Genomic DNA, 19,423 nt, shown 5'->3' on the forward strand with positions numbered 1-19,423 from the left:
ACGAAAACTAGTTAGTCGGAACGGGCTTGCGAAGAAAGACAACCAGTGGGCTCACCACCAGCATCGCCACCATCAGAATCTTGAATTGGTCGACCACCGCGATAAACGCCGCCTGGTGGGTGATCATTTCGTTGAGCCCCGCCAGTGCTGGCAGGGACATCGGCCCGACGCGGTACGGCGTCAGGTTGCTGACCAGCGCCAGGTGCATCGCTTGCGTGTTGTTGAAGAAATACAACTGCACAATCGCCACGCCCAACGTGCTGCCGTACACACGGGACAGATTGAACAAACCGGTGCCTTCGGGGCGTAACGTCGGGTCAAGCGTGCTGAACGCGACCTTGGTCAGCGACGGCATCAGGATGCCGATGCCAATGCCCTGGACCGCACCGGCCACCGCCACCGGCGACCAATCCATCAACGGCGAATAACCGAGCATCAGCCAGTTGGCATAAATCACCACGCCAACGCCTGCCGCCACGAACAGCCGACGGTCGAAACGCTCGGGCACACGGTTCATCAGCAGGAACGCGCCGACCAGCCCGATACCACGGGGGATGGTCAGGGAACCGGTGGTGTCCGGCGGATAGCCGAGAATCTCGTCGAGCATTGGCGAGGTCAGGGCCATGGTCGACAGCAGCACGAAGCCGACGGCGAAAAAGATGATCGTCGACAGCACGAAGTTGCGGTCGCTGAACAAGCGCTTGTTGAGGAAATGCACTTTCGCGGTCAGCACGTGCACCGCAAAAAGGTAGAACCCCAATGCGCAGCCGATTGCTTCCAGCCAGATTTCGGTCGAGGCAAACCAGTCCAGGCGTTCACCGCGGTCGAGCAGCATTTGCAGGCTGATCAACCCCAGCGTGAAGCTGCCGAAGCCGAAGAAATCGAACGTCGGCCGCTTTTCGGCTTTCTTCTCATTCAGCAACAGCGCCATCACGAGGAAGATGAAGGCCGACAGCGGAAGGCTGATGTAGAAGATCGGGCGCCAGTCGTAATGCTCGCCGATCCACCCGCCGATGCTCGGGCCGCTGACGATGCCGAACAGCACGATGGCCGTCCAGGTGGCGCCAAATTTTGCACGTTTCTCAAGGGGCAATGTCTCCAGAGAAATCGCCATCGACAGCGGCGCCAACACGCCACTCGCCAGGCCCTGGATAATGCGCGCTCCGACGAATTCCAGCGGGGTCGTTGCCTGGGTGGCAAGCAGCAAGCCAAGGACAAAGAAAGCCAACGCCGTTTGATAAACCCGCTTCAGGCCAAAACGCCCGGCGAGCCATTGCGCAACCGGCATGGTGATGGCGCTCGCCGCCAGGTACGAGGTGAAGATCCAGCCCGCCTGGTCGTCGGTCATCGACAAGCTGCCCTGAATCAACCTGAGTACGGCATTCGGAAGCGGCAGGTTTGCCGACTGCATATACGTCGCGAGCAGCGCGGCGAACCTTAACGTTCCCGCACCTTGAGGTCCGGCAAGGTTGGCGTTCATCAGAAGTTACCTGCGGTCAACAGCGCCTTGAGCGGATGCCACCACGGCGTGCGGTAGCCGGTATCGACCTTGACTGTGGCGCTGGTGCCCGAGAACAGCGGCAATGCAGGATCGGTCTCATCGAGTTCGAGCCGCACCGGTACGCGCTGCACCACCTTGACCCAATTGCCGGTCGCATTTTCCGGCGGCAGCAGGGCGAAGTCCGACCCGGCACCCGGGCTCATGCTGGTCACGTGGGCTTTGAAAACGTGGTCGGGATACGTATCGATACTGACCGTCGCTGCCTGGCCGGGGCGCATGTGGGTGACGTCAGTTTCGCGGAAGTTGGCTTCCACCCAGATCTCGCGATCCGAAAGCAGGGCAAAGGCTGGCGCGCCGTTGTTGACGTAATTGCCGACCTGCAAATCGTCGACCTTGGCGACGATGCCGTCATCCGGCGCATACACCGTCGCGTAGGAAAGGTAGAGCTGCGCTTCGTCGAGCTGAGCCTTGGCTTCACGAACCGTCGGGTGGGTATCGGCGTCGATGTTCGGATTGCCATTCAGCGCAACAACGGTACTGGCGATCTGTTGTTCAACCGACGCAATCCGTTGCCGGGCCACTTTGAGGTCGGTGTCGGCGCGTTCATAAATGGCGCGCGAGACGAACTCGGTCGCGACCAGCGCCTTCTTGCGGGCGAACTCCCGTTGATCGAAATCGGCCGACTCTTTGGCCGATTGCAGCTCCGCCTGCTGCTGCCGGTAGCTGGCCTTGAGCCCATCGATACGCAGGCGCGCCACGCTCAGCTGCGCTTCTGCACGGTTGACGGCGATCTGCAACGGTTTCGGATCAATGCGGAACAGCACCTGGCCCTTGTGAACCTGCTGATTGTCTTCGACCGCAATCTCGACCACTTGCCCGGAAATCCGTGCGTTGATCGATGCTTTCGCCACCCGGGCGTAGGCGTTATCGGTGGAGATAATGGCGGCGCCGGCCTGATAACGAGCGAAGCCGACCGCGGCGAAAATCAGCGGCAAACCGACAATAAGGAACGGCCGCAGTTTCTGTTTGAACGGTTTTTTGATGGGCGTTTCGCCAAGGTTCGGTGCGGGGTGCTCGAAGCTCTGCGAAGCCGGGATGTCGAACTGTTTAGTCATGATCGAATACACCTTTAACCGGGACATCGGGCCGGCGAAAAGTGCGGCGGCCCCGACGTCAATAGTTGCTGTGAGGAATCAAGCCCGAGCACGGACGGGAGGATCGCTCCGCCGCACCTGTTTCGTCGCCGCAACACTCAGTTCGAGTTCCGCTTCAACAAACCGTAAACCAAGGAATTTCTGGTTCCTTAATTTTGTGCGATGGTGTAAGAATATCCCCACACAAACCCTCCATCAAGGTTTTTATACGACATGGCACAAAAAAAAATCACCGAAGGAAAAGGCCGCGGCCGCCCCCGCGCCTACGACCCGCAAACAGCCCTGCAGCAAGCGCTTGGTGTGTTTTGGAGCACCGGCTATTCCGGCGCGTCGCTGGACAGCATCGCCACCGCAGCGGGCATGAATCGCCCCAGCCTCTATGCGGCATTCGGCGACAAACACGCGCTCTACATAAAAGCGCTTGAGCAATATTGGGAATTTGCCGCCGCGGCGATGCACGAGGCGCTGACGGACAACACCCTGCCCTTGCGCGATGCATTGATGCGTTTTTACGAAGGGCAGTTGTCGATTTACTTCTCGGGCGACGGCCAACCGCGCGGCTGCTTCGCGATCGGCACGGCGACCACCGAAGCGGTCGAGGATCCGGAAATTCGCGAAGTACTGTCGGACCGGCTCAGCAGACTCGATGCCGATCTGGAAACGCGTCTGCGCACGGCCATCGATTCCGGCGAGCTCAAAGGCGATGTCGACGCCGCCGCCCTCGCCGTCCTCGCGTCCTCTCTGCTGCACAGCATTTCGATCCGCGCGCGGGCAGGCAAATCCCGAGAGGAATTGACGGAGCTGGCACGCAATGCGGTCGGTGTGATGTGCGGTGCGTGACGGACTCGAAGACATTCTGGCTGAACAGCTGGCGGTGATTTTTTGCGGCATTAACCCGGGCATGACGGCCGCCGCTCAAGGCCACCATTTTGCCGGAAGAGGCAATCGTTTCTGGCGCACGCTGCATCTTGCGGGCTTCACGCCTGAGGAGGTGCGCCCGGAAAACGACCGGACGATCTTGAACTTTCACTGCGGACTGACGGCCGTGGTGGATAGGCCCACGGCGCGTGCGGATCAGTTGTCCCTGGATGAATTCACCGCCGCCGCGGCGAGTTTTGAACAGAAGATCGCTCGTTATGCGCCGCGTTACGTCGCGTTTCTCGGTAAAGCGGCGTATGCCGCGTTATCCGGCCAGCGCGACATTGCCTGGGGGCTTCAATCAAAAACCTTTGGCAATGCCCAGGTCTGGGTCCTGCCTAACCCGAGTGGGCGAAATCTCGCGTTCAGCCTGGATCAACTGGTTGTCGCGTACCGCCAACTTTGGTCGGCAGTGAATTAGCCGGCACCGAGGGCTCCCTCGGCAAGGCCCGGCCTGATTCACCCGGCGTCGATCAACAAAACTTGCGTTCGGCGGCCGTAGGCTAAGCTTAGAGCAGCTTATTGCACACGATGCTCGCGTCTGCAGGTTTGGGGTTGTTCTGGAGAGCGTCTGCAACAGCTATTTCAGACAGGCCCAACCTATTCACGCAGGACTACGTGATGACCGAGCCCCTTCTCAGTTTTGATCAACTCAAGCGTGCTGCCGCCTCCGGCGAAATTGATACTGTTCTTGTTTGCATGGTCGATATGCAAGGCCGACTGGTCGGCAAGCGATTCCAGGTCGAGTTTTTCATCGACAGCGGCCACGAAGAAACCCACTGCTGCAACTACCTGCTGGCCGACGACATCGACATGGAACCCGTGCCGGGTTACGCCGCCGCCAGTTGGAGCAAAGGCTACGGCGACTTCGTCCTCAAACCCGACATGTCCACTTTGCGGCGGGTGCCTTGGCTGGAATGCACGGCGCTGGTGCTGTGTGATGTGCTCGATCATCACCATCGGCGCGACCTGCCGCACAGCCCGCGGGCGATTCTGAAAAAGCAGATCGAGCGACTTCGCGAACGCGGCTACACCGGCATGTTCGCCTCGGAACTTGAGTTCTATCTGTTCGACGAAAGCTACGAGGCCATCCACGAGCGCAACTACCACAAGCCAAAAACCGCCGGCCATTACATTGAGGATTACAACATCCTCCAGACCACCCGCGAAGAGCCAGTGCTGCGGGCGATTCGCAAGCATCTGCAGGCGTCCGGCATTCCCGTGGAAAACTCCAAGGGTGAATGGGGCCCGGGCCAGGAAGAAATCAACATTCGTTACGCCGATGCGCTGACCATGGCCGACCACCACGTCATCATCAAGCACGCCTGCAAAGAGATCGCGCAGCTACAAGGCAAGGCGATCACGTTCATGGCCAAGTGGCGGTATGACGCCGCCGGGTCCAGCAGCCACATTCACAATTCGCTGTGGGACAAGAACGCGAAGAAGCCGCTGTTCTTTGACGCCAAGGCCGAGTTCGGCATGTCGAAACTGATGCGCGCCTGGGTGGCCGGGCAGCTTAAATATGCCAACGACATCACCTGCTTTCTCGCGCCTTACATCAACTCCTACAAGCGTTTTCAGGCCGGCACCTTTGCGCCGACGCGGGCGGTCTGGAGTCGCGACAATCGCACCGCAGGCTTTCGACTGTGCGCGGAAAGCAGCAAATCCATCCGCATCGAATGCCGCATCGGCGGTGCCGACCTCAACCCTTATCTGGCCTTCGCCGCACTGATCGCCGCGGGCCTGGCCGGTATCGACGAAAAGCTTACCCTCACCCCACCCTTTGAAGGCGATGCCTACGTCGACGAGCACTTGCCTGAAGTATCGAAGACCTTGCGTGAAGCCTGCGCCGCGCTCCAGGGGTCGACGATGTTGCGCGAAGCCTTCGGTGATGAAGTGATCGATCACTACGTGCACACCGCCGAATGGGAGCAGAAAGAGTACGACCGGCGGATCACCGACTGGGAATTACAGCGCGGTTTCGAGCGCTATTGAGACCGCCATCATGACAGCAACGATTCAACTCATTTCACCGGTCGATGGCCGGGTCTATGCCGAACGTCGCTGTGCCGATCCTGCGCAGATCGAGCAGGCGCTGGCGGCTGCCGCAACGGCCCAGGCGTCATGGAAACGCCGACCGCTGAGCGAGCGTGCCGCTTTTTGCAATGCTGCGGTGGACGCGATGCTGGCCATGAAGGACGAAATCGTCCCGGAACTGGCCTGGCAGATGGGCCGCCCAGTACGCTTCGGCGCAGGCGAACTGCGCGGTTTCGAAGAGCGTGCCCGGCACATGATCGCCATTGCGCCTGAAGCGTTGGCAGCGGTTGAACCCACGCCTGTCGACGGTTTCCGCCGCTGTATCAAGCGCGAGCCGATGGGTACGGTGCTGGTCGTCGCACCGTGGAATTACCCCTATCTGACAGCCGTGAACACGATCATTCCGGCACTGATGGCCGGCAACAGCGTTATCCTCAAACACGCTTCGCAAACGCTGCTGGTGGGTGAACGGTTCGCCGAAGCGTTTCGCCGCGCCCATCTGCCCGAAGGCCTGTTTCATAACCTGCTGCTCAATCATGACCAGACCGCCGCAATCATTGCCTCTGGCCGTGTGCAACAGGTGAACTTCACTGGTTCGGTCGGCGGTGGCAGAACGATGGAAAGCGCAGCGTCAGGCCACTTCCTCGGCCTGGGCCTGGAACTCGGCGGCAAAGACCCGGCCTACGTTCGCGCAGACGCCAACCTCGACCACGCGGTGGAAAACCTGGTGGACGGCAGCTTCTTCAACTCCGGGCAAAGCTGCTGCGCCATCGAGCGCATCTATGTCGATGAAAAAATCTACCCGGCGTTTGTCGAGCGATTCGTCGCGCTGACGAATCAATACGTGCTGGGTAGTCCACTGGACGAAGCCACCACACTCGGCCCGATGGTGAACCCGGGCGCCGCTGAATTCGTGCGCGGACAGATCGCCGATGCGCTGGCCAAGGGCGCAAAGGCCCTGATCGATCCGAAGGCCTTTCCCTTCGACGCACCGGGCAGCGCCTACCTCGCGCCCCAAGTGCTGGTCGATGTCAGCCATCAGATGTCGGTGATGCGCGAAGAAAGTTTTGGCCCAGTGGTCGGCATCATGCCGGTGACCGGCGATGACCACGCCATTACCTTGATGAACGACAGCGAGTTCGGCCTCAGCGCGTCCATCTGGACCCAAGACCTCGCCGCCGCTGAACGCCTGGGCAACGTGATCGACACCGGCACCGTGTTCATGAACCGTTGCGATTACCTCGACCCGGCCCTCGCCTGGACCGGCGTGAAAAACAGCGGTCGCGGCGTGACACTTTCGCGCCTGGGTTACGAGCATCTGACCCGAGCAAAATCCTTCCATTTGCGCCATGAGATCTGAGCCATGAGCCTGACCGGGAACTGGAACTACCCCACGAGCATTCGCTTCGGTGTCGGCCGCATCAGCGAGCTGGCCGAGGTCTGTCGCAGCCAGGGTATCCAGCGACCGCTGCTGGTCACCGACAGCGGCCTGGGGCGCGCGCCGATCACCACGGCGGCTTTGGATTCCTTGCGTGATGCCGGCCTTGGCGTCGCGCTGTTTTGCGACCTCAAGCCCAATCCCGTCGAAGCCAACCTCGCGGGCGGGCTCGATGCCTGGCGCGCCGGCAAACACGATGGCGTGGTCGCCTTCGGCGGTGGCAGCGGCCTGGACATGGGCAAGTTGATCGCCTTCATGAGCGGCCAGACCCGGCCGGTCTGGGATTTCGAAGACATCGGCGACTACTGGACACGCGCTGACGAAAGCCAAATCGCCCCGGTCATCGCGGTGCCGACAACGGCAGGCACCGGTTCAGAAGTCGGCCGCGCGGCGGTGATTATCGATGAACGCACCCACACCAAACGCATCATCTTCCACCCGAAGATGATGCCGCGCGTGGTCATCAGCGACCCGGCCCTGACCGTCGGCATGCCGGCAAAAGTCACCGCTGGCACGGGCATGGATGCGTTGGCGCATTGCCTGGAATCCTACTGTGCCCCAGGTTTTCACCCCATGGCCGACGGCATCGCGGTGGAAGGCATGCGCCTGGTGGCCAACGCCTTGGTGCGGGCCGTCCACACCCCGTCTGACCTCGATGCGCGCGCGCAAATGCTAGCCGCCGCCGCGATGGGCGCCACGGCATTCCAGAAAGGCCTGGGCGGCATGCACGCCCTCTCACATCCGGTGGGCGCGCTGTACGACACCCATCACGGCATGACCAACGCCACCTTCATGCCTTACGTATTGCAATTCAATCGCTCGGCCATCGAAGAACGCATCACGCGCCTGGCGGCTTATTTGCGTCTGCCGTCGCCCGGCTTCGACAGCTTCCTGGCCTTCATCCTCAAACTGCGCAAGGACATCGGCGTGCCGCACACATTGGAGGACCTGGGCGTGGATGATCGCCAGGCCGATCTGATTGCGGACATGGCCATTGTCGACCCCTCTGCCGGCGGCAACCCGCTGCCATTGACCCGGGAAGGCGCGGCAAACATTTTCGCGGCGGCGTATCACGGCCGCATTTAGAGCAGTTGTCTGTCCAGACATAGGGCATGGACAGGGTGTACCGGTTGGAAAAGGAGCAGTACGACAAGGGGTTGAAAGCCAGCCCATCCGGGACCCGGATGGATGCGTATCAAAACCTGAAGGGGCACACAACATGAATCCAGCAAGTCAGCCCGGCACAAGCGCGCCGCACGACGATGACGTCAAGGTGCTGCACAGCATGGGCTACGCCCAGCAGCTCTCGCGACGCATGGGCGTTTTCTCCAACTTTGCCATCTCCTTTTCGATCATCTGCATCCTCTCGGGTGGCATCAACTCACTCGCCCAAGGCACTTCGGGTGCGGGCGGCGCGTCCATCGGCATCGGCTGGCCGATCGGTTGCCTGATCTCCGGGGTGTTTGCCATGGCCATGGCGCAGATTTCCTCAGCCTACCCCACCGCTGGCGGCCTCTATCATTGGGGCTCGATACTCGGTAACCGCTTCACCGGCTGGCTGACGGCCTGGTTCAACCTGTTGGGGCTGGTGACCGTGCTCGGCGCGATCAACGTCGGCACCTACTACTTCTTTTTCGGCGCCTTCGGACCGGCACTGGGCATGGAAGACACCATCACGACACGGATGATTTTCCTGGCGATCCTCACCGGTCTGCAGGCCTTGTGTAACCACCTGGGCATTGGCCTGACCGCGAAACTCACCGACTTCTCGGGGTACCTGATCTTCGCCACGGCACTGGCGCTGACCATCGTCTGCCTGATCTCGGCGCCCAGTTATGAATTCGCCCGGTTATGGACCTTCGGCAACTACTCCGGCGAAGCGGGCGGCAGCGTCTGGCCGCAGGTTTCCAACGGCTGGATCTTCATGCTCGGCCTGCTCTTGCCGATCTATACCATCACCGGCTATGACGCCTCCGCGCACACCTCCGAAGAAACCCGCAATGCCGCCATGTCCGTGCCGCGCGGCATGGTCATGTCGGTGGTCTGGTCGCTGCTGTTCGGCTGGGTCATGCTCTGCTCGTTTGTGCTGATGCTGCCGAGCATGGACGAAGCGGCGAAGCATGGCTGGACCGTGTTCTTCTGGGCGATGGACACGCAAGTGAACCCGACTGTAAAAACGGCGCTGTACGTGGCCATTTTCATCTCGCAATTCCTCTGCGGACTGGCGACCGTGACCTCGGTGTCACGCATGATCTTCGCCTTCTCCCGCGACGGCGGCCTGCCCTTCTCCAAAGCGCTGGCCTCAGTCTCGCCAACCCTGCGCAGCCCGGTGGCCGCAATCTGGACCGGCGCCACCCTCGCGGTATTGTTCGTCTGGGGATCGTCGGTGATCTCGGTCGGTGAAACGCCGGTCTATACGATCGTGGTCTCCTGCACGGTGATCTTCCTGTTCTTCTCTTTCATCATTCCCATCGTGCTCGGCCTGTTTGCCTACGGCACGTCGAAATGGCCGACCATGGGACCGTGGAACATGGGACGCTTCTGGTACACCGTGTTCGCCCTCCTCTCAATCCTTTCGATGGTCATCATCTTCGTCATCGGCATCCAGCCACCGAACGATTGGGCGCTGTACATCACCATCGGTTTTCTGGTGCTGACGGCCATCGTCTGGTTCGGTTTTGAAGCCCGACGTTTCCAGGGACCGCCGATAGGCGACGTGATCATCAGGCGTCAGGCTGAAATTGCTGCAGCGGAAGAGGCGCTAAACAAACGCGCCGGAGGCTGACCCAGCGCCATAAAAAAACGGGACGCCAAGCGTCCCGTTCTTGTGAAAACAAATAGCACAAACAACAAACAACCTGTGGCGAGGGAGCTCGCTCCCGCTGGCCTGCGCAGCAGGCCCATCTTTTGGGGCCGCTTCGCTGCCCAACGGGAGCAAGCTCCCTCGCCACATGACAGCGGTTAAACAGAAGGCTCAACCTTATCCAACACCCGATTCGCCGCAACCTCCGCCACCATGATGCTGTTTGAAATGCCCAGCAAGGCATAACGCGACTCACCCTCCAAATGATCCACCAACTGATGGACCATCACATCGACCGACGCCAGCGTCTCGACCAAAAAAACCGCCAGAGTTTCGGCCGTGGCTTCTGGGTCCACGGTAAACAGCTTGCTGGATGTACGCGGGGTGGCTTTGATATCGGCGTTTGATGGGAAGTGAAAATCGAGGGCGCGTTCGGCGGCGTCGTTGAGTTTTTTTGAATCGGGTTCGTAGGGGGAAACTGGATCGGTGTCTGGTGGGTTTGGTGTGGCCTTAAACATATTTCTGTCTCCATATGGAGCCATCACCGAACGCTGCTAAACGTAAGGTGGCAGCTGTGTGCAGGTTAGCAGACCGGCGGAGACGAAATCCGGCGCGCCCGAGGGCGCCCTGCGCACAGCTACCATAAAGTGCAGGCATGAAATGACCCGACTGTCTGGATGCAGATACGCTTCGTCACGACGGGCTGCTAAACCCGATCACTGAAGGGCAGTGACACGAACCAAGTTACCGAGCGGCCCAAAAGCGCACAAGCCGGCGGATTCTGGTGCAGTCGTAGGCAACGGCGCAAGGTTTTGTAGCTTTCAGGACGTAACGTTCAGGGTGTTTAAACATGCGCCCTCAAGAGTTGTTGAAAAAGCTGATGCGCGTTTCCTACAGGCGGTGAAAGCTTCGAAAAAACTCAGGAAGCCATTGCCGTATTTACAAGATGACCGTCGCAAGTGTGATAGCAACGTGGTCTCTTGAATCAGTCTGCTATCGGCCCAGAGTGTGTAAAAACGCAGGTGCCGTTTTGAAGTCTGCGTTGCTACGTAAAATCTGCCAGTGCTGGGTTAATCAGCAGACCTGAAATTTGCGTAGGAACGCGATTTTCGTTCTGGTTCTGGCCGTTAAACTTGCTCTAAAACGTTTTTACACAGCCTCGGCCAAAAGCAGACTGTCGTTACGGGCCCTTGGGACGGAGATTTTGAGCTACTCTCTCCGACACTAGCTTTAGGTAAGCTTGAACACTGCCAGAGAAGGCATCTCCAGGAGTGGCGCATTTAATCAATTCTTTCACCGCGCCCTCTTCTTCCAAAGCAGTCCACTGGCAGCAACACATCATGTTAGCGGGCTCGATATGACGTACTGCATAAGTTCACAGGAAGTGGTAAATGCGATCCGCACAATGAGCACAACGCGTATCGGCATTGATGGAATAGATGGCGCGGGCAAGTCAACGCTGGCCCGAGAAGTCTCTGAAGCCCTTGGACTTCCTTGTATAAGCCTCGACTCCTTCCTTGAGAAAGATATGAAAGGGTATGTTGAGCACATCGACTACCTGAAGCTTAAGGCTACGCTGGAGAAGTTTGAAGGCTATGTAGTGGAAGGTGTTTGCCTGCGCCAGGTGTTGCGGCGAATTCAACTGGCACCCGCAGCAAACATCTATATCAAGCGAGTGCAGCATGGAGTCTGGTCAGATGAGGCCAATCTAGATATCAGCGAACCAGTCGATGTCGTTCTGGCTAGAGAAAGAGAACTCGCCAGTCTGTTTTCGATTAGTCTGGTAAGTAATCTCGGGTTGGCAGAAGAGGTCATTCGGTATCACGCTGAATTTCGTCCGCATAATCACGCTGACGTAACCTATGCTGCCGCGCATTAGCAATTCACTGCTGGGACGACGATTCGGAAAGGAAACAGAATTTTATACTCCTTGGTTTAAACGTCTGTTTTTTGACCTATTGCTGGCCGTAACGAGAGGCAGAAAGCGCCCCGTAGCTGCCGGCAACCGGCAAAAAACAGCCGCAGTGCCGTATGCTAAGAGGCAAATGGTGCAAGCGCTTTGACTTCAGCAGGACGTTGATGGGATATAGCCCTCCGGCGGGTAACCCCTCCCAATCTGTCTGCACGTCTCAGTTCGATCATCCCGGTGGCGTCGCTGATACACTATTCCTACAGCAGCCCTTTGGGCAGCCAATGAGTTGGGCCGAGAAATGGATATCAAAGAGTTTTGCCTCGCTCATCGATTCGATATGAGCAAATGCGCAGTAGCATCAGGTGGTGGCAGCTTCGAGTTGACGGATCTGAAAACTTCGCCTGTCGAATTCTTGAGCTTGGCGGAAGACGATTTTGAACGTGGCGGTTTGTCAGCCCTTGTCAATGCAACGACTAATATTAAACGTGCGATTGTCTGTCAGCTTGACCAGTTGTTGATCTCGTTTGGTTATCCGTCATTCAGATGGAATGTGCCGAAAAAAATAGAGAAGTTGAGAGCACTCGGCTTATTGGCGCCGAGTCTTTTGCGTAAAGCAGTTAGCATGCGGAATATTCTTGAACACGAATACGAAACTCCTGAGCTTAAAATAGTTGAGGAGGCGTTGGATATCGCGAGTCTATTTGTAATGTCTGCTTCTGCTATGTTCATTCCTTTTGAAGATGTGTTGGAGTTTTCGCTGCCAAACGGTCCTGCCGAGGGTAGCCCTGTAACGCATATCACGGCTGGATTAAACCGAGAGTCTCGAGGTGTTTTCTATATTGTCTATGCATATGAGCCCGGCGGATATGGTGGACTATGCGTTGGTCAATGTGAAATTCAATCAGGTCACGTGCTTTTCGAGTCAATGGTCAAGCTTTCCGCATCTCTGATGCTTCGATACAAGGTCAATCAAGCTCTTAAGGATTTTGACGCCGCCTACGCTAAGCTATGAATATTCGTTAACTTTTATTAGCGAAGGGATAAATTATTTGCCGTAAAACTAACGGCTGTGAGGGGCAGAAAACGACCCTTAGCTGCCGCTCATGAAGTCGTGTCCCAATAGAAATGGATGTACTCATCTTCATACTCCGCGAACAGCGAAACGATGAATTCCGTTTTCATTGAGTACATCAATAGGGCTCCCACGAAGCCCGTCGACTCATGCAGCGGTTGTTGGAGCGGGGCGATCAATTCGATCGCCTGATCTGCAACCATCTGATTGAAAACTGCTTCAGAGATTTCCTCAAACTGAGCGTCGGAAACGTATCCTGGGAAATAACTTTCTCCTCCCAGCCGCCAATCCATCCATTCCGCGAAAAGCCAGAAACTTAATCCGTTCTCCCCTTGCCGCTTGGGGGCACGAGTTATCCTGATGCACTGCTGAGATTCCTCAATTCGAAAAGCCATTCCTGGATAAACGACGTAATAGAGACCGGGACAACGATTGTGCGCTGTCCAAAAAGTCAGTTGTTCACTGGAGAGCTGATCAAAGTCGTTTCTGTCGAACATGGAAGAACCTAATGTTTACACCGTGCCAATGGCAAGAGCGCCAAATAGTAGCAAAAAGCTAGCGATAGTGTTTTTTGGGAACTGTCCGCTTTTGGCCGGTAGCAGCTGGTCGCGCTGACCGCTTGTTGTTGACGGAGACAGGCATTGACGTAAAATCGCAACCCCCAAAAAACGGCGTGCATGGCGAGAAGGAGCTTCGATGCAACGGGTGATGATTGTTGGTCAGCCTGGGTCGGGCAAAAGCACTTTGGCTCGTCAGCTTGGCCAGCGCACGGGTTTGCCGGTCGTTCATATCGACACTATCCACTGGCAGCCAGGGTGGGTCGAACGAAGCTGGGACGAGAAGACGCACCTTTGTCGCGAGGTTGAGGCCCGTGATCGCTGGATATTCGAAGGTGGCCATTCAGCCACTTGGGATAATAGGATCGCCCGCGCAGATCTCTTGATATGGATTGATCGTTCTGCGACGCTTCGATTCTGGCGCGTACTGCTCAGAACGCTGCTCCAGCGCGGTCGGTCTCGGCCTGACTTGCCGGAGAACTGCCCCGAACTGCTGGCGAATCTGCCAGAGTTTTTTAGATTCATGTGGCGGACGAACAAATCAGCGCGAGTAAAGATGCAGCAACTCGTGGCGACTGCGCCATCAGCTTGCCGCGTCGTCTTTCTGCGGTCTAATCGGGATTCCAGGGTTTTTCTCACGAACATTGGATATTTGACTGACCATGCTCCGCGTGATTGATCGACGGTTTAATGCTGCAATACGGAAACTGCCGGTTGCGAGCGGCTGCTATTGGCCCAGAGTGTGTAAAAACGCTTCGCCAAAATTGAAGTGTGCGCGTCTACGTTAAATCTGAAATTTATCGGCACGTCAGCAGATGTGGATTTCGCGTAGAAGCGCGATTTTCACTCCGGTTTTGAGTACCTGTCGCGCTCAAAAACGTTTTTACACAGCCTCGGCCGATTGCAGCCTGTCGCTCCATGCAAGGAGCGGCACGCAGCGGATGGCGAAGCTAGTCGTTGTGAGGGCGTTCGATGGAAGGGTAAGCATACTGCGCGTAATCAAAGTTCTGAAATGGGTCTTCCGACGCGCTGATTTGCTCCCAGTTGAACTCATATCTCTGCTCCTGCGGCCAGTCCGATGGAAAACCAACCCGAAGCAGTCCTCCAATGGCGGGCTCCATTCCATCATCTCCGTCGTATGTGTAGCACGCACCATCTAGCCCGAGAGTCTTGCCACCAGGAGAATAGTCTTCGTCGTGAAATTGTGCAGAGAGTAGAGCGCTCAAGCCACAGAATGCATCGATCAGTGCGTCAAAGGTTGCAAGCTTGAAGTTCTCGTGCCGATTGTGCTTGGACTTGTTGTAAGCCTGATACCAAGGCAGCGGTGCACCTTGGCTCCAACCATGAAATGGCTTTCTAACTCCCATAGAGCCTTGCCATGTGGGAACCCGAATTTCGTACGAGGACAAGCGGTGTGAGAAATCTATGAGGCGGTACTGTTGCATTGTCAGGTTGCCCTGAGCAGCTGCGTACTCGTTGTCTAGGAAGATCGCTGTCAGGTTCGCCTCAACCTCCACACAAGCTCTCATCAGCAGTTGCTGAATTCGGTGAGAATACGTTTCTATATTTTTGTCACTCGGCTCAACGTAGGCGAAGAGATTAAGTACATCCTCTTGGAGAAGCAGGAAGGCTCGGACGTAGTGGCGCGGATCGGTGGCATAGCGTTTGTGCAACAGATACATCCATCGCCCACCTTCAGAATAACTTCCATCGGCGAACTGCCGAGATGTGCGGCGGTACGGTTTCGTGATTGCCATTCGTTATACCTGTCTACTATTAGGCGACATGCCATGTCGCGTTGGCTTGTCGTATAACGCTCCTTGTCGTCCTACTTGTCTAGTGACGCTACCCATTTGCCATTTTTCTGTGCATCGTCCGCTTCTGGCCGATTTTTGTCGTTCGTATCAGGCAGAAAAATCGGCCAGAAGCAGTGTGGCCAGTCAGGCAGATCCCGCCCCTGAACAGTACGTCGCTAAAAAACTCATGGGCGGTTTACACAAAAAAGTAGAAGTCGCCCCTTCCCTACCTCGGCATCTGGTAGAAAAAAGAGGAACGGGATACCGCTTCACTCCTCAACCCATCCATACAACCCCAACCGCCGATCCCGATGCAAATCATTACGCGCACTAATCCGCTTATTCCGCGCCTCAGCGAGGTTAAGTGTCGCCAGCAAAATCTGCTCTCCCCCCTGCTCCGCCGGCCCAGCCAACGGGTAACCATCCGCATCAACAATCACCGACCCCTGCACCCAACCAACCCCACGCTCATGCCCATGCCGATCACACGCGGCAATGAACATCCGGTTCACCGACGCATTGGCCTGAACCCGCACTACCTCGGCCGGGCGCTCGGTTGGCGGCCTCGGCCCATCGGGCCAATTGACGGGAGCGCAAAGCAACTCTGCGCCGGCCAGTGCGGGCAGGCGCACCCATTCCGGAAACTCCAGGTCGTAGCAGATCAGCATGCCGATCCGTCCATGGACCGTTTCGACCACCGGTGGCGCGTCGTTGCCGGGGCTGAAGATTTCGCTTTCCGCGTCCCACAGGTGTGCCTTGCGATACACGGCGCGCAGGCCTTGGGGATCGATCATCGCCGCGCTGTTGGCCAGTTCATCGCCTTGCAGTCGCTCGCAGAATCCGCCCACTACAACGACGTTCAATTCCTTCGCCAACGCCGTCCACAGGCGCAGGGTTGGCCCGTCGGTTGTTTCGGACAAACACAACGCTTCGTCACGGTCAGCAAACAGGTAACCGCTCTGCACCAGTTCGGGCAGCACCACCACTTGCGCGCCTTGCAACGCCGCCGAGCGAATCGCACGTTCTGTCAGCGTCCGGTTGTAAGCGGGGTCGCCTATTTTCGGTGCCACCTGGCAGCAGGCGACCACAGTGTTTTTTGCGTTGTTCAACGTCCCTCCTCCACTGGCTGATGAGCCATGGCAACAATGTCGCTCTCGGTGATCGAGTCGATGATTCGGCGTTCGTATTCAAGGTCGATCGAACGGCTGAGGAGGTAGTACGTTAGGCCGGAAACCACCAAGCCGACCAGCCAGGCGATGTCCACGCCTTCGAGCATGCGCGCCAGCGGGCCGACGAACACCTCTTTGCCAGCGGCGGCATCGAAGATGTAGAAGAACGGCACCATCGCGGCAAATCCGATCAGGTACGAGACGATCCCGCGGAATTGCCAAGCGCCGTAGATGCCCTTCGGTGTGAAGAAATGCGGGATCGCATAGCGGCCTTTGCGCACGAAAAAGTAGTCGACCAGATTGACCGCGGTCCAGGGCACGAGGAAGTACAACAGCAGCACGAGGAAGGTGTTCAACAACGCGATGCCATCGCCTTTGATCGAGAGCACGCAGGTCAACAGGATGAGGCTGATCGCGGAGATCGACATGACCCGGGCGCGAGGTGTTGGCGTGATCTTTTTGATCGAGTCGACGCCTGTCAAAAGCGTCAGCATGGCGCTGTAGGTGTTGAGCGCGATGATTGGCAGAAAACCGGCCACCGAGACGATGACCAGCACATTGCCCAGGCCCGGGATCATCGATGATCCGACCTGGTTAAGCGCCACCAGCGCATCCGCCGCTTTCAACTGCTGTGCGAGCCAGGCGCCGAGGCCAATCATCCAGCCGCCCGACAACGATGCGCCGATGAACACGGCGGCGATCAGTTTTGGCCGGCTGGTGTTTTTCGGAAGGTAACGGGAATAGTCGGAGACATACGGCGCGTAGGAGATGTTGTAGCTCGCGCCGATGGCAAACAGCGTGGCGAAGGCAACCCAGCTGAAACCCAGATCGGTCGCCGGTGCCCCGCCTTCCTGGCCTGCGCCGAACATCAGGGCGATGGTGACCAGCGCATACAGCGGCAAGGTCGCCAGCAATGCCCATTTGAAGGCTTTGTGCATCAGGTCGTGGCCGTAAATCGACAGCAGCGCGCCGATCAACACCACGGCAATGGCGACGATGGTCGGGTCGACGCCGAAGACGTGTTCGAGGCCGTTCATGATCAGCGAGATGTTCACCACGTTGAAGCCGACGAACACAAACATCGTCGCCATCAAGGCCAGGATCACTCCGCGATACCCGAACTGGGCACGGGACTGGATCATTTGCGGCAGGCCCATTTCGGGGCCTTGCGAACCGTGGAAGGCCATGAAGATGGTGCCGAACATGATCCCGAGCGCACCGGCCAGCATCGTCCACAGCGCCGACAAGCCGAGGCTTGGGCCGACAAAACCGATGGAGATGGTAAAGAAGTGGAAGTTGCCTAAAAACCAGAAAGGCCCCTGGCTGCTGAGCTTGGCGTGACGTTCGTTTTCCGGAATGTAATCGATCGAGTGGCCTTCGATGGCCAACCCGCCATTCGCCTCAAGGGCGTGCGCAGAATGAGGAGACCCAGACATACGATTGTTCCTATGCGGTTGATTGTTGTTTTTATGGGCAAAGCGCCGGTTTCATTGCAATGTAGGGCCTGGATCAGGGCTATAAAATATCGCAGGCACACTGTTTACATAGATCTGCGTCTATGTGAGTGAACATTGAGGGGCACCCATGCTGGGCACTGTATCGGAACTGGATCTGCGCTTGATCCGGGTCTTCTTGACCGTCGTTGAGGCGGGCGGCATCTCGGCTGCGCAAACCGCGCTTAACACCACTCAGCCGACCATCAGTGCGCAACTGGCGACGCTGGAAGCGAGGGTGGGATTTCGCCTGTGCGAGCGCGGGCGCGGTGGATTTTCGGTGACGCCCAAGGGCGGCCAGTTTGTCGAGGCGGCCCGCCGATTGCTGGCGGCGGCCGAAGGTTTCCGGGTTGAGGTCCAGCACATCAACCGTAAAGTGTCGGGCAACATCAACATCGGTTTGCTCGGCCAGATCGATCCCGTTGCCAACAAGAAAATTGCCCTCGCCATTGCGCGGTTAAGGGCCCGCCATGAAGGTCTGTATTTCCACTTCACGGAACTGTCGTCGTCGCTGCTGGAAGAGAAAATCATCAATAGCCATATCGATCTGGCGATCGGTTACTTCTGGCACCGCTTGCCCAACATCGATTACTTCCCGTTGTTCCAGGAAACCCAGATCGCCTATTGCGCCCCTGCTCACCCGCTGTTTGAGCACGTGGGCGAGCTGACCCGGGATGACGTCCGCGATTACGACTGGGTATGGCCCAGCCACCCCTTGCCGGAAATGCCCGCGCCCACTTCGATCGAACGCCTGACCGTGCTCACCGACAGCATGGACGGCGCCGCACTGCTCATTCTGTCAGGCCAGCACCTGGGCTTTCTGCCGCAGCACTATGCGGCGAAGCATGAACAGCTGGGGCAGTTGCATCCGCTGAATCCCGAGCTGCTGCGCTATGAGGTGGGGTTTCATGCGGCGGTTCGGCATTCGGCGCGGCAACGGGATTTGGTGAGCGCGTTCCTGAACGAGCTGATCGATGTTTTCGGTTCTTAGAGGTGTATTTTGCTGGCCGGGATAACGTCGATCCGCGCCACAGACCCGGTCAGGTGGGCCAGATCCTTGTTGTGCTCGGCGATGATGTCGTCGGCAGTCATATTGCCGTTGTCGACAGTGGAATGAGCGTCGGCAGCAAGCACCACGTCGTAGCCCAATGTCAGGGCCTGGCGAACGGTGGCGTTGACGCAATAGTCGGTTTGCAGGCCGCAGATAATCAGGCGATCAACCTCCCGCTTTTGCAGCAATTGACGCAGGCTGGTCTGGTAGAACGAATCAGGTGTGGTTTTGCGCACCCGCAGGTCTTGCGATGACGTTTCCAGTCCGTCGGCCAGTTGCCAGCCTTTGGAGTCGTGTTTCAGCAGGTCGCCCTCCTCGTGCTGGATGAAGATGACCGGTATCTCGGCTTCTCGGGCCTTGGCGCTCAGGCCGTTGATGTTCTCAATGACGCGTTTGATCTCAAAGCATTCGTACTCGCCAGCGCACAGGGCGTGCTGGACGTCGATGATCAGCAGTGCAGTCGGCATGATTCCTTCCTTGAAAAGTCGGTGGGCCAGGGGACAGAAAATAGATCTGTCCCCT

At 57.8% G+C, this 19,423-nt stretch carries 18 protein-coding genes; 10 read left to right on the plus strand and 8 right to left on the minus strand.

From position 1 onward, the window contains the following. Window positions 1–7 precede the first annotated feature (7 nt). On the minus strand, window positions 8–1,480 hold the full coding sequence (locus ACA075_RS19250) for a DHA2 family efflux MFS transporter permease subunit (RefSeq protein WP_497294665.1): 1,473 nt from the start codon (window positions 1,478–1,480) through the stop codon (window positions 8–10). Continuing rightward, window positions 1,480–2,616, minus strand: coding sequence for an HlyD family secretion protein (locus ACA075_RS19255; protein WP_497294666.1), 1,137 nt, complete (start codon window positions 2,614–2,616; stop codon window positions 1,480–1,482). Before ACA075_RS19255 ends, ACA075_RS19250 begins: the two co-directional genes overlap by 1 nt. A gap of 252 nt (window positions 2,617–2,868) precedes the next feature. Between ACA075_RS19255 and ACA075_RS19260 the strand changes: the two genes are divergently transcribed. From ACA075_RS19260 to ACA075_RS19285, 6 genes are all read left to right on the plus strand, one after another. Beyond that, entirely contained in the window at window positions 2,869–3,495 is a 627-nt protein-coding gene (locus ACA075_RS19260; protein ID WP_497294668.1) for a TetR/AcrR family transcriptional regulator, read from the plus strand. After that, on the plus strand, window positions 3,488–3,994 hold the full coding sequence (mug, locus tag ACA075_RS19265; RefSeq protein ID WP_497294670.1) for a G/U mismatch-specific DNA glycosylase: 507 nt from the start codon (window positions 3,488–3,490) through the stop codon (window positions 3,992–3,994). Before ACA075_RS19260 ends, mug begins: the two co-directional genes overlap by 8 nt. Before the next feature lie 200 nt (window positions 3,995–4,194). Then, a complete protein-coding gene (locus ACA075_RS19270) occupies window positions 4,195–5,568 on the plus strand; it encodes a glutamine synthetase family protein (RefSeq protein WP_403104214.1) in 1,374 nt (457 codons plus the stop codon). Window positions 5,569–5,578: 10 nt separating this feature from the next. Continuing rightward, window positions 5,579–6,970 (plus strand): aldehyde dehydrogenase family protein, encoded by a 1,392-nt coding sequence (locus ACA075_RS19275; RefSeq protein WP_497294671.1) that lies wholly within the window; start codon window positions 5,579–5,581, stop codon window positions 6,968–6,970. A gap of 3 nt (window positions 6,971–6,973) precedes the next feature. After that, window positions 6,974–8,134 carry an iron-containing alcohol dehydrogenase gene (locus ACA075_RS19280; RefSeq protein ID WP_497294673.1) on the plus strand — a complete coding sequence of 387 codons (1,161 nt, stop codon included), beginning with the start codon at window positions 6,974–6,976 and terminating at the stop codon, window positions 8,132–8,134. A gap of 133 nt (window positions 8,135–8,267) precedes the next feature. After that, complete coding sequence (locus tag ACA075_RS19285; protein ID WP_497294674.1) at window positions 8,268–9,833, plus strand: amino acid permease; 1,566 nt, start codon at window positions 8,268–8,270, stop codon at window positions 9,831–9,833. 176 nt (window positions 9,834–10,009) lie between these two features. Here the strand turns inward: ACA075_RS19285 and ACA075_RS19290 are convergent, their stop codons facing one another. Further along, on the minus strand, window positions 10,010–10,369 hold the full coding sequence (locus ACA075_RS19290) for a DUF6124 family protein (protein ID WP_497294676.1): 360 nt from the start codon (window positions 10,367–10,369) through the stop codon (window positions 10,010–10,012). 887 nt (window positions 10,370–11,256) lie between these two features. On the opposite strand from ACA075_RS19290, the gene ACA075_RS19295 reads away from it, so the two are divergent. Together ACA075_RS19295 and ACA075_RS19300 are read left to right on the plus strand one after the other, a co-directional pair. Further along, a complete protein-coding gene (locus tag ACA075_RS19295) occupies window positions 11,257–11,730 on the plus strand; it encodes a shikimate kinase (protein WP_497294678.1) in 474 nt (157 codons plus the stop codon). Window positions 11,731–12,061: 331 nt separating this feature from the next. Further along, window positions 12,062–12,775 (plus strand): hypothetical protein, encoded by a 714-nt coding sequence (locus ACA075_RS19300; protein ID WP_497294679.1) that lies wholly within the window; start codon window positions 12,062–12,064, stop codon window positions 12,773–12,775. A gap of 89 nt (window positions 12,776–12,864) precedes the next feature. On the opposite strand, the gene ACA075_RS19305 is transcribed toward ACA075_RS19300, so the two are convergent. Beyond that, complete coding sequence (locus tag ACA075_RS19305; protein ID WP_497294681.1) at window positions 12,865–13,332, minus strand: hypothetical protein; 468 nt, start codon at window positions 13,330–13,332, stop codon at window positions 12,865–12,867. 199 nt (window positions 13,333–13,531) lie between these two features. On the opposite strand from ACA075_RS19305, the gene ACA075_RS19310 reads away from it, so the two are divergent. Beyond that, window positions 13,532–14,071: a P-loop NTPase family protein gene (locus ACA075_RS19310; RefSeq protein ID WP_497294683.1), complete on the plus strand. Its 540-nt coding sequence runs from the start codon at window positions 13,532–13,534 to the stop codon at window positions 14,069–14,071. Between the two features lie 271 nt (window positions 14,072–14,342). Here the strand turns inward: ACA075_RS19310 and ACA075_RS19315 are convergent, their stop codons facing one another. From ACA075_RS19315 to ACA075_RS19325, 3 genes are all read right to left on the minus strand, one after another. Further along, a complete protein-coding gene (locus ACA075_RS19315) occupies window positions 14,343–15,149 on the minus strand; it encodes a hypothetical protein (protein ID WP_497294685.1) in 807 nt (268 codons plus the stop codon). A 308-nt stretch (window positions 15,150–15,457) separates the two neighbouring features. Next, the gene (locus ACA075_RS19320) at window positions 15,458–16,297 is read right to left on the minus strand and encodes a nitrilase family protein (protein ID WP_497294687.1); all 840 of its coding nucleotides are present in this window, start codon (window positions 16,295–16,297) and stop codon (window positions 15,458–15,460) included. Then, entirely contained in the window at window positions 16,294–17,793 is a 1,500-nt protein-coding gene (locus tag ACA075_RS19325; RefSeq protein WP_497294689.1) for a purine-cytosine permease family protein, read from the minus strand. The genes ACA075_RS19320 and ACA075_RS19325 overlap by 4 nt, the downstream gene beginning before the upstream one ends. A 148-nt stretch (window positions 17,794–17,941) precedes the next feature. Here ACA075_RS19325 and ACA075_RS19330 point away from each other — a divergent pair, with 148 nt between their 5' ends. Continuing rightward, window positions 17,942–18,841, plus strand: a complete 900-nt coding sequence (locus tag ACA075_RS19330; protein ID WP_094468011.1) for a LysR family transcriptional regulator — start codon at window positions 17,942–17,944, stop codon at window positions 18,839–18,841. On the opposite strand, the gene ACA075_RS19335 is transcribed toward ACA075_RS19330, so the two are convergent. Beyond that, complete coding sequence (locus ACA075_RS19335; protein ID WP_497294691.1) at window positions 18,838–19,368, minus strand: cysteine hydrolase family protein; 531 nt, start codon at window positions 19,366–19,368, stop codon at window positions 18,838–18,840. The genes ACA075_RS19330 and ACA075_RS19335 overlap by 4 nt on opposite strands. Window positions 19,369–19,423 lie beyond the last annotated feature (55 nt).

Source organism: Pseudomonas sp. LBUM1663 (genome assembly GCF_059695905.1).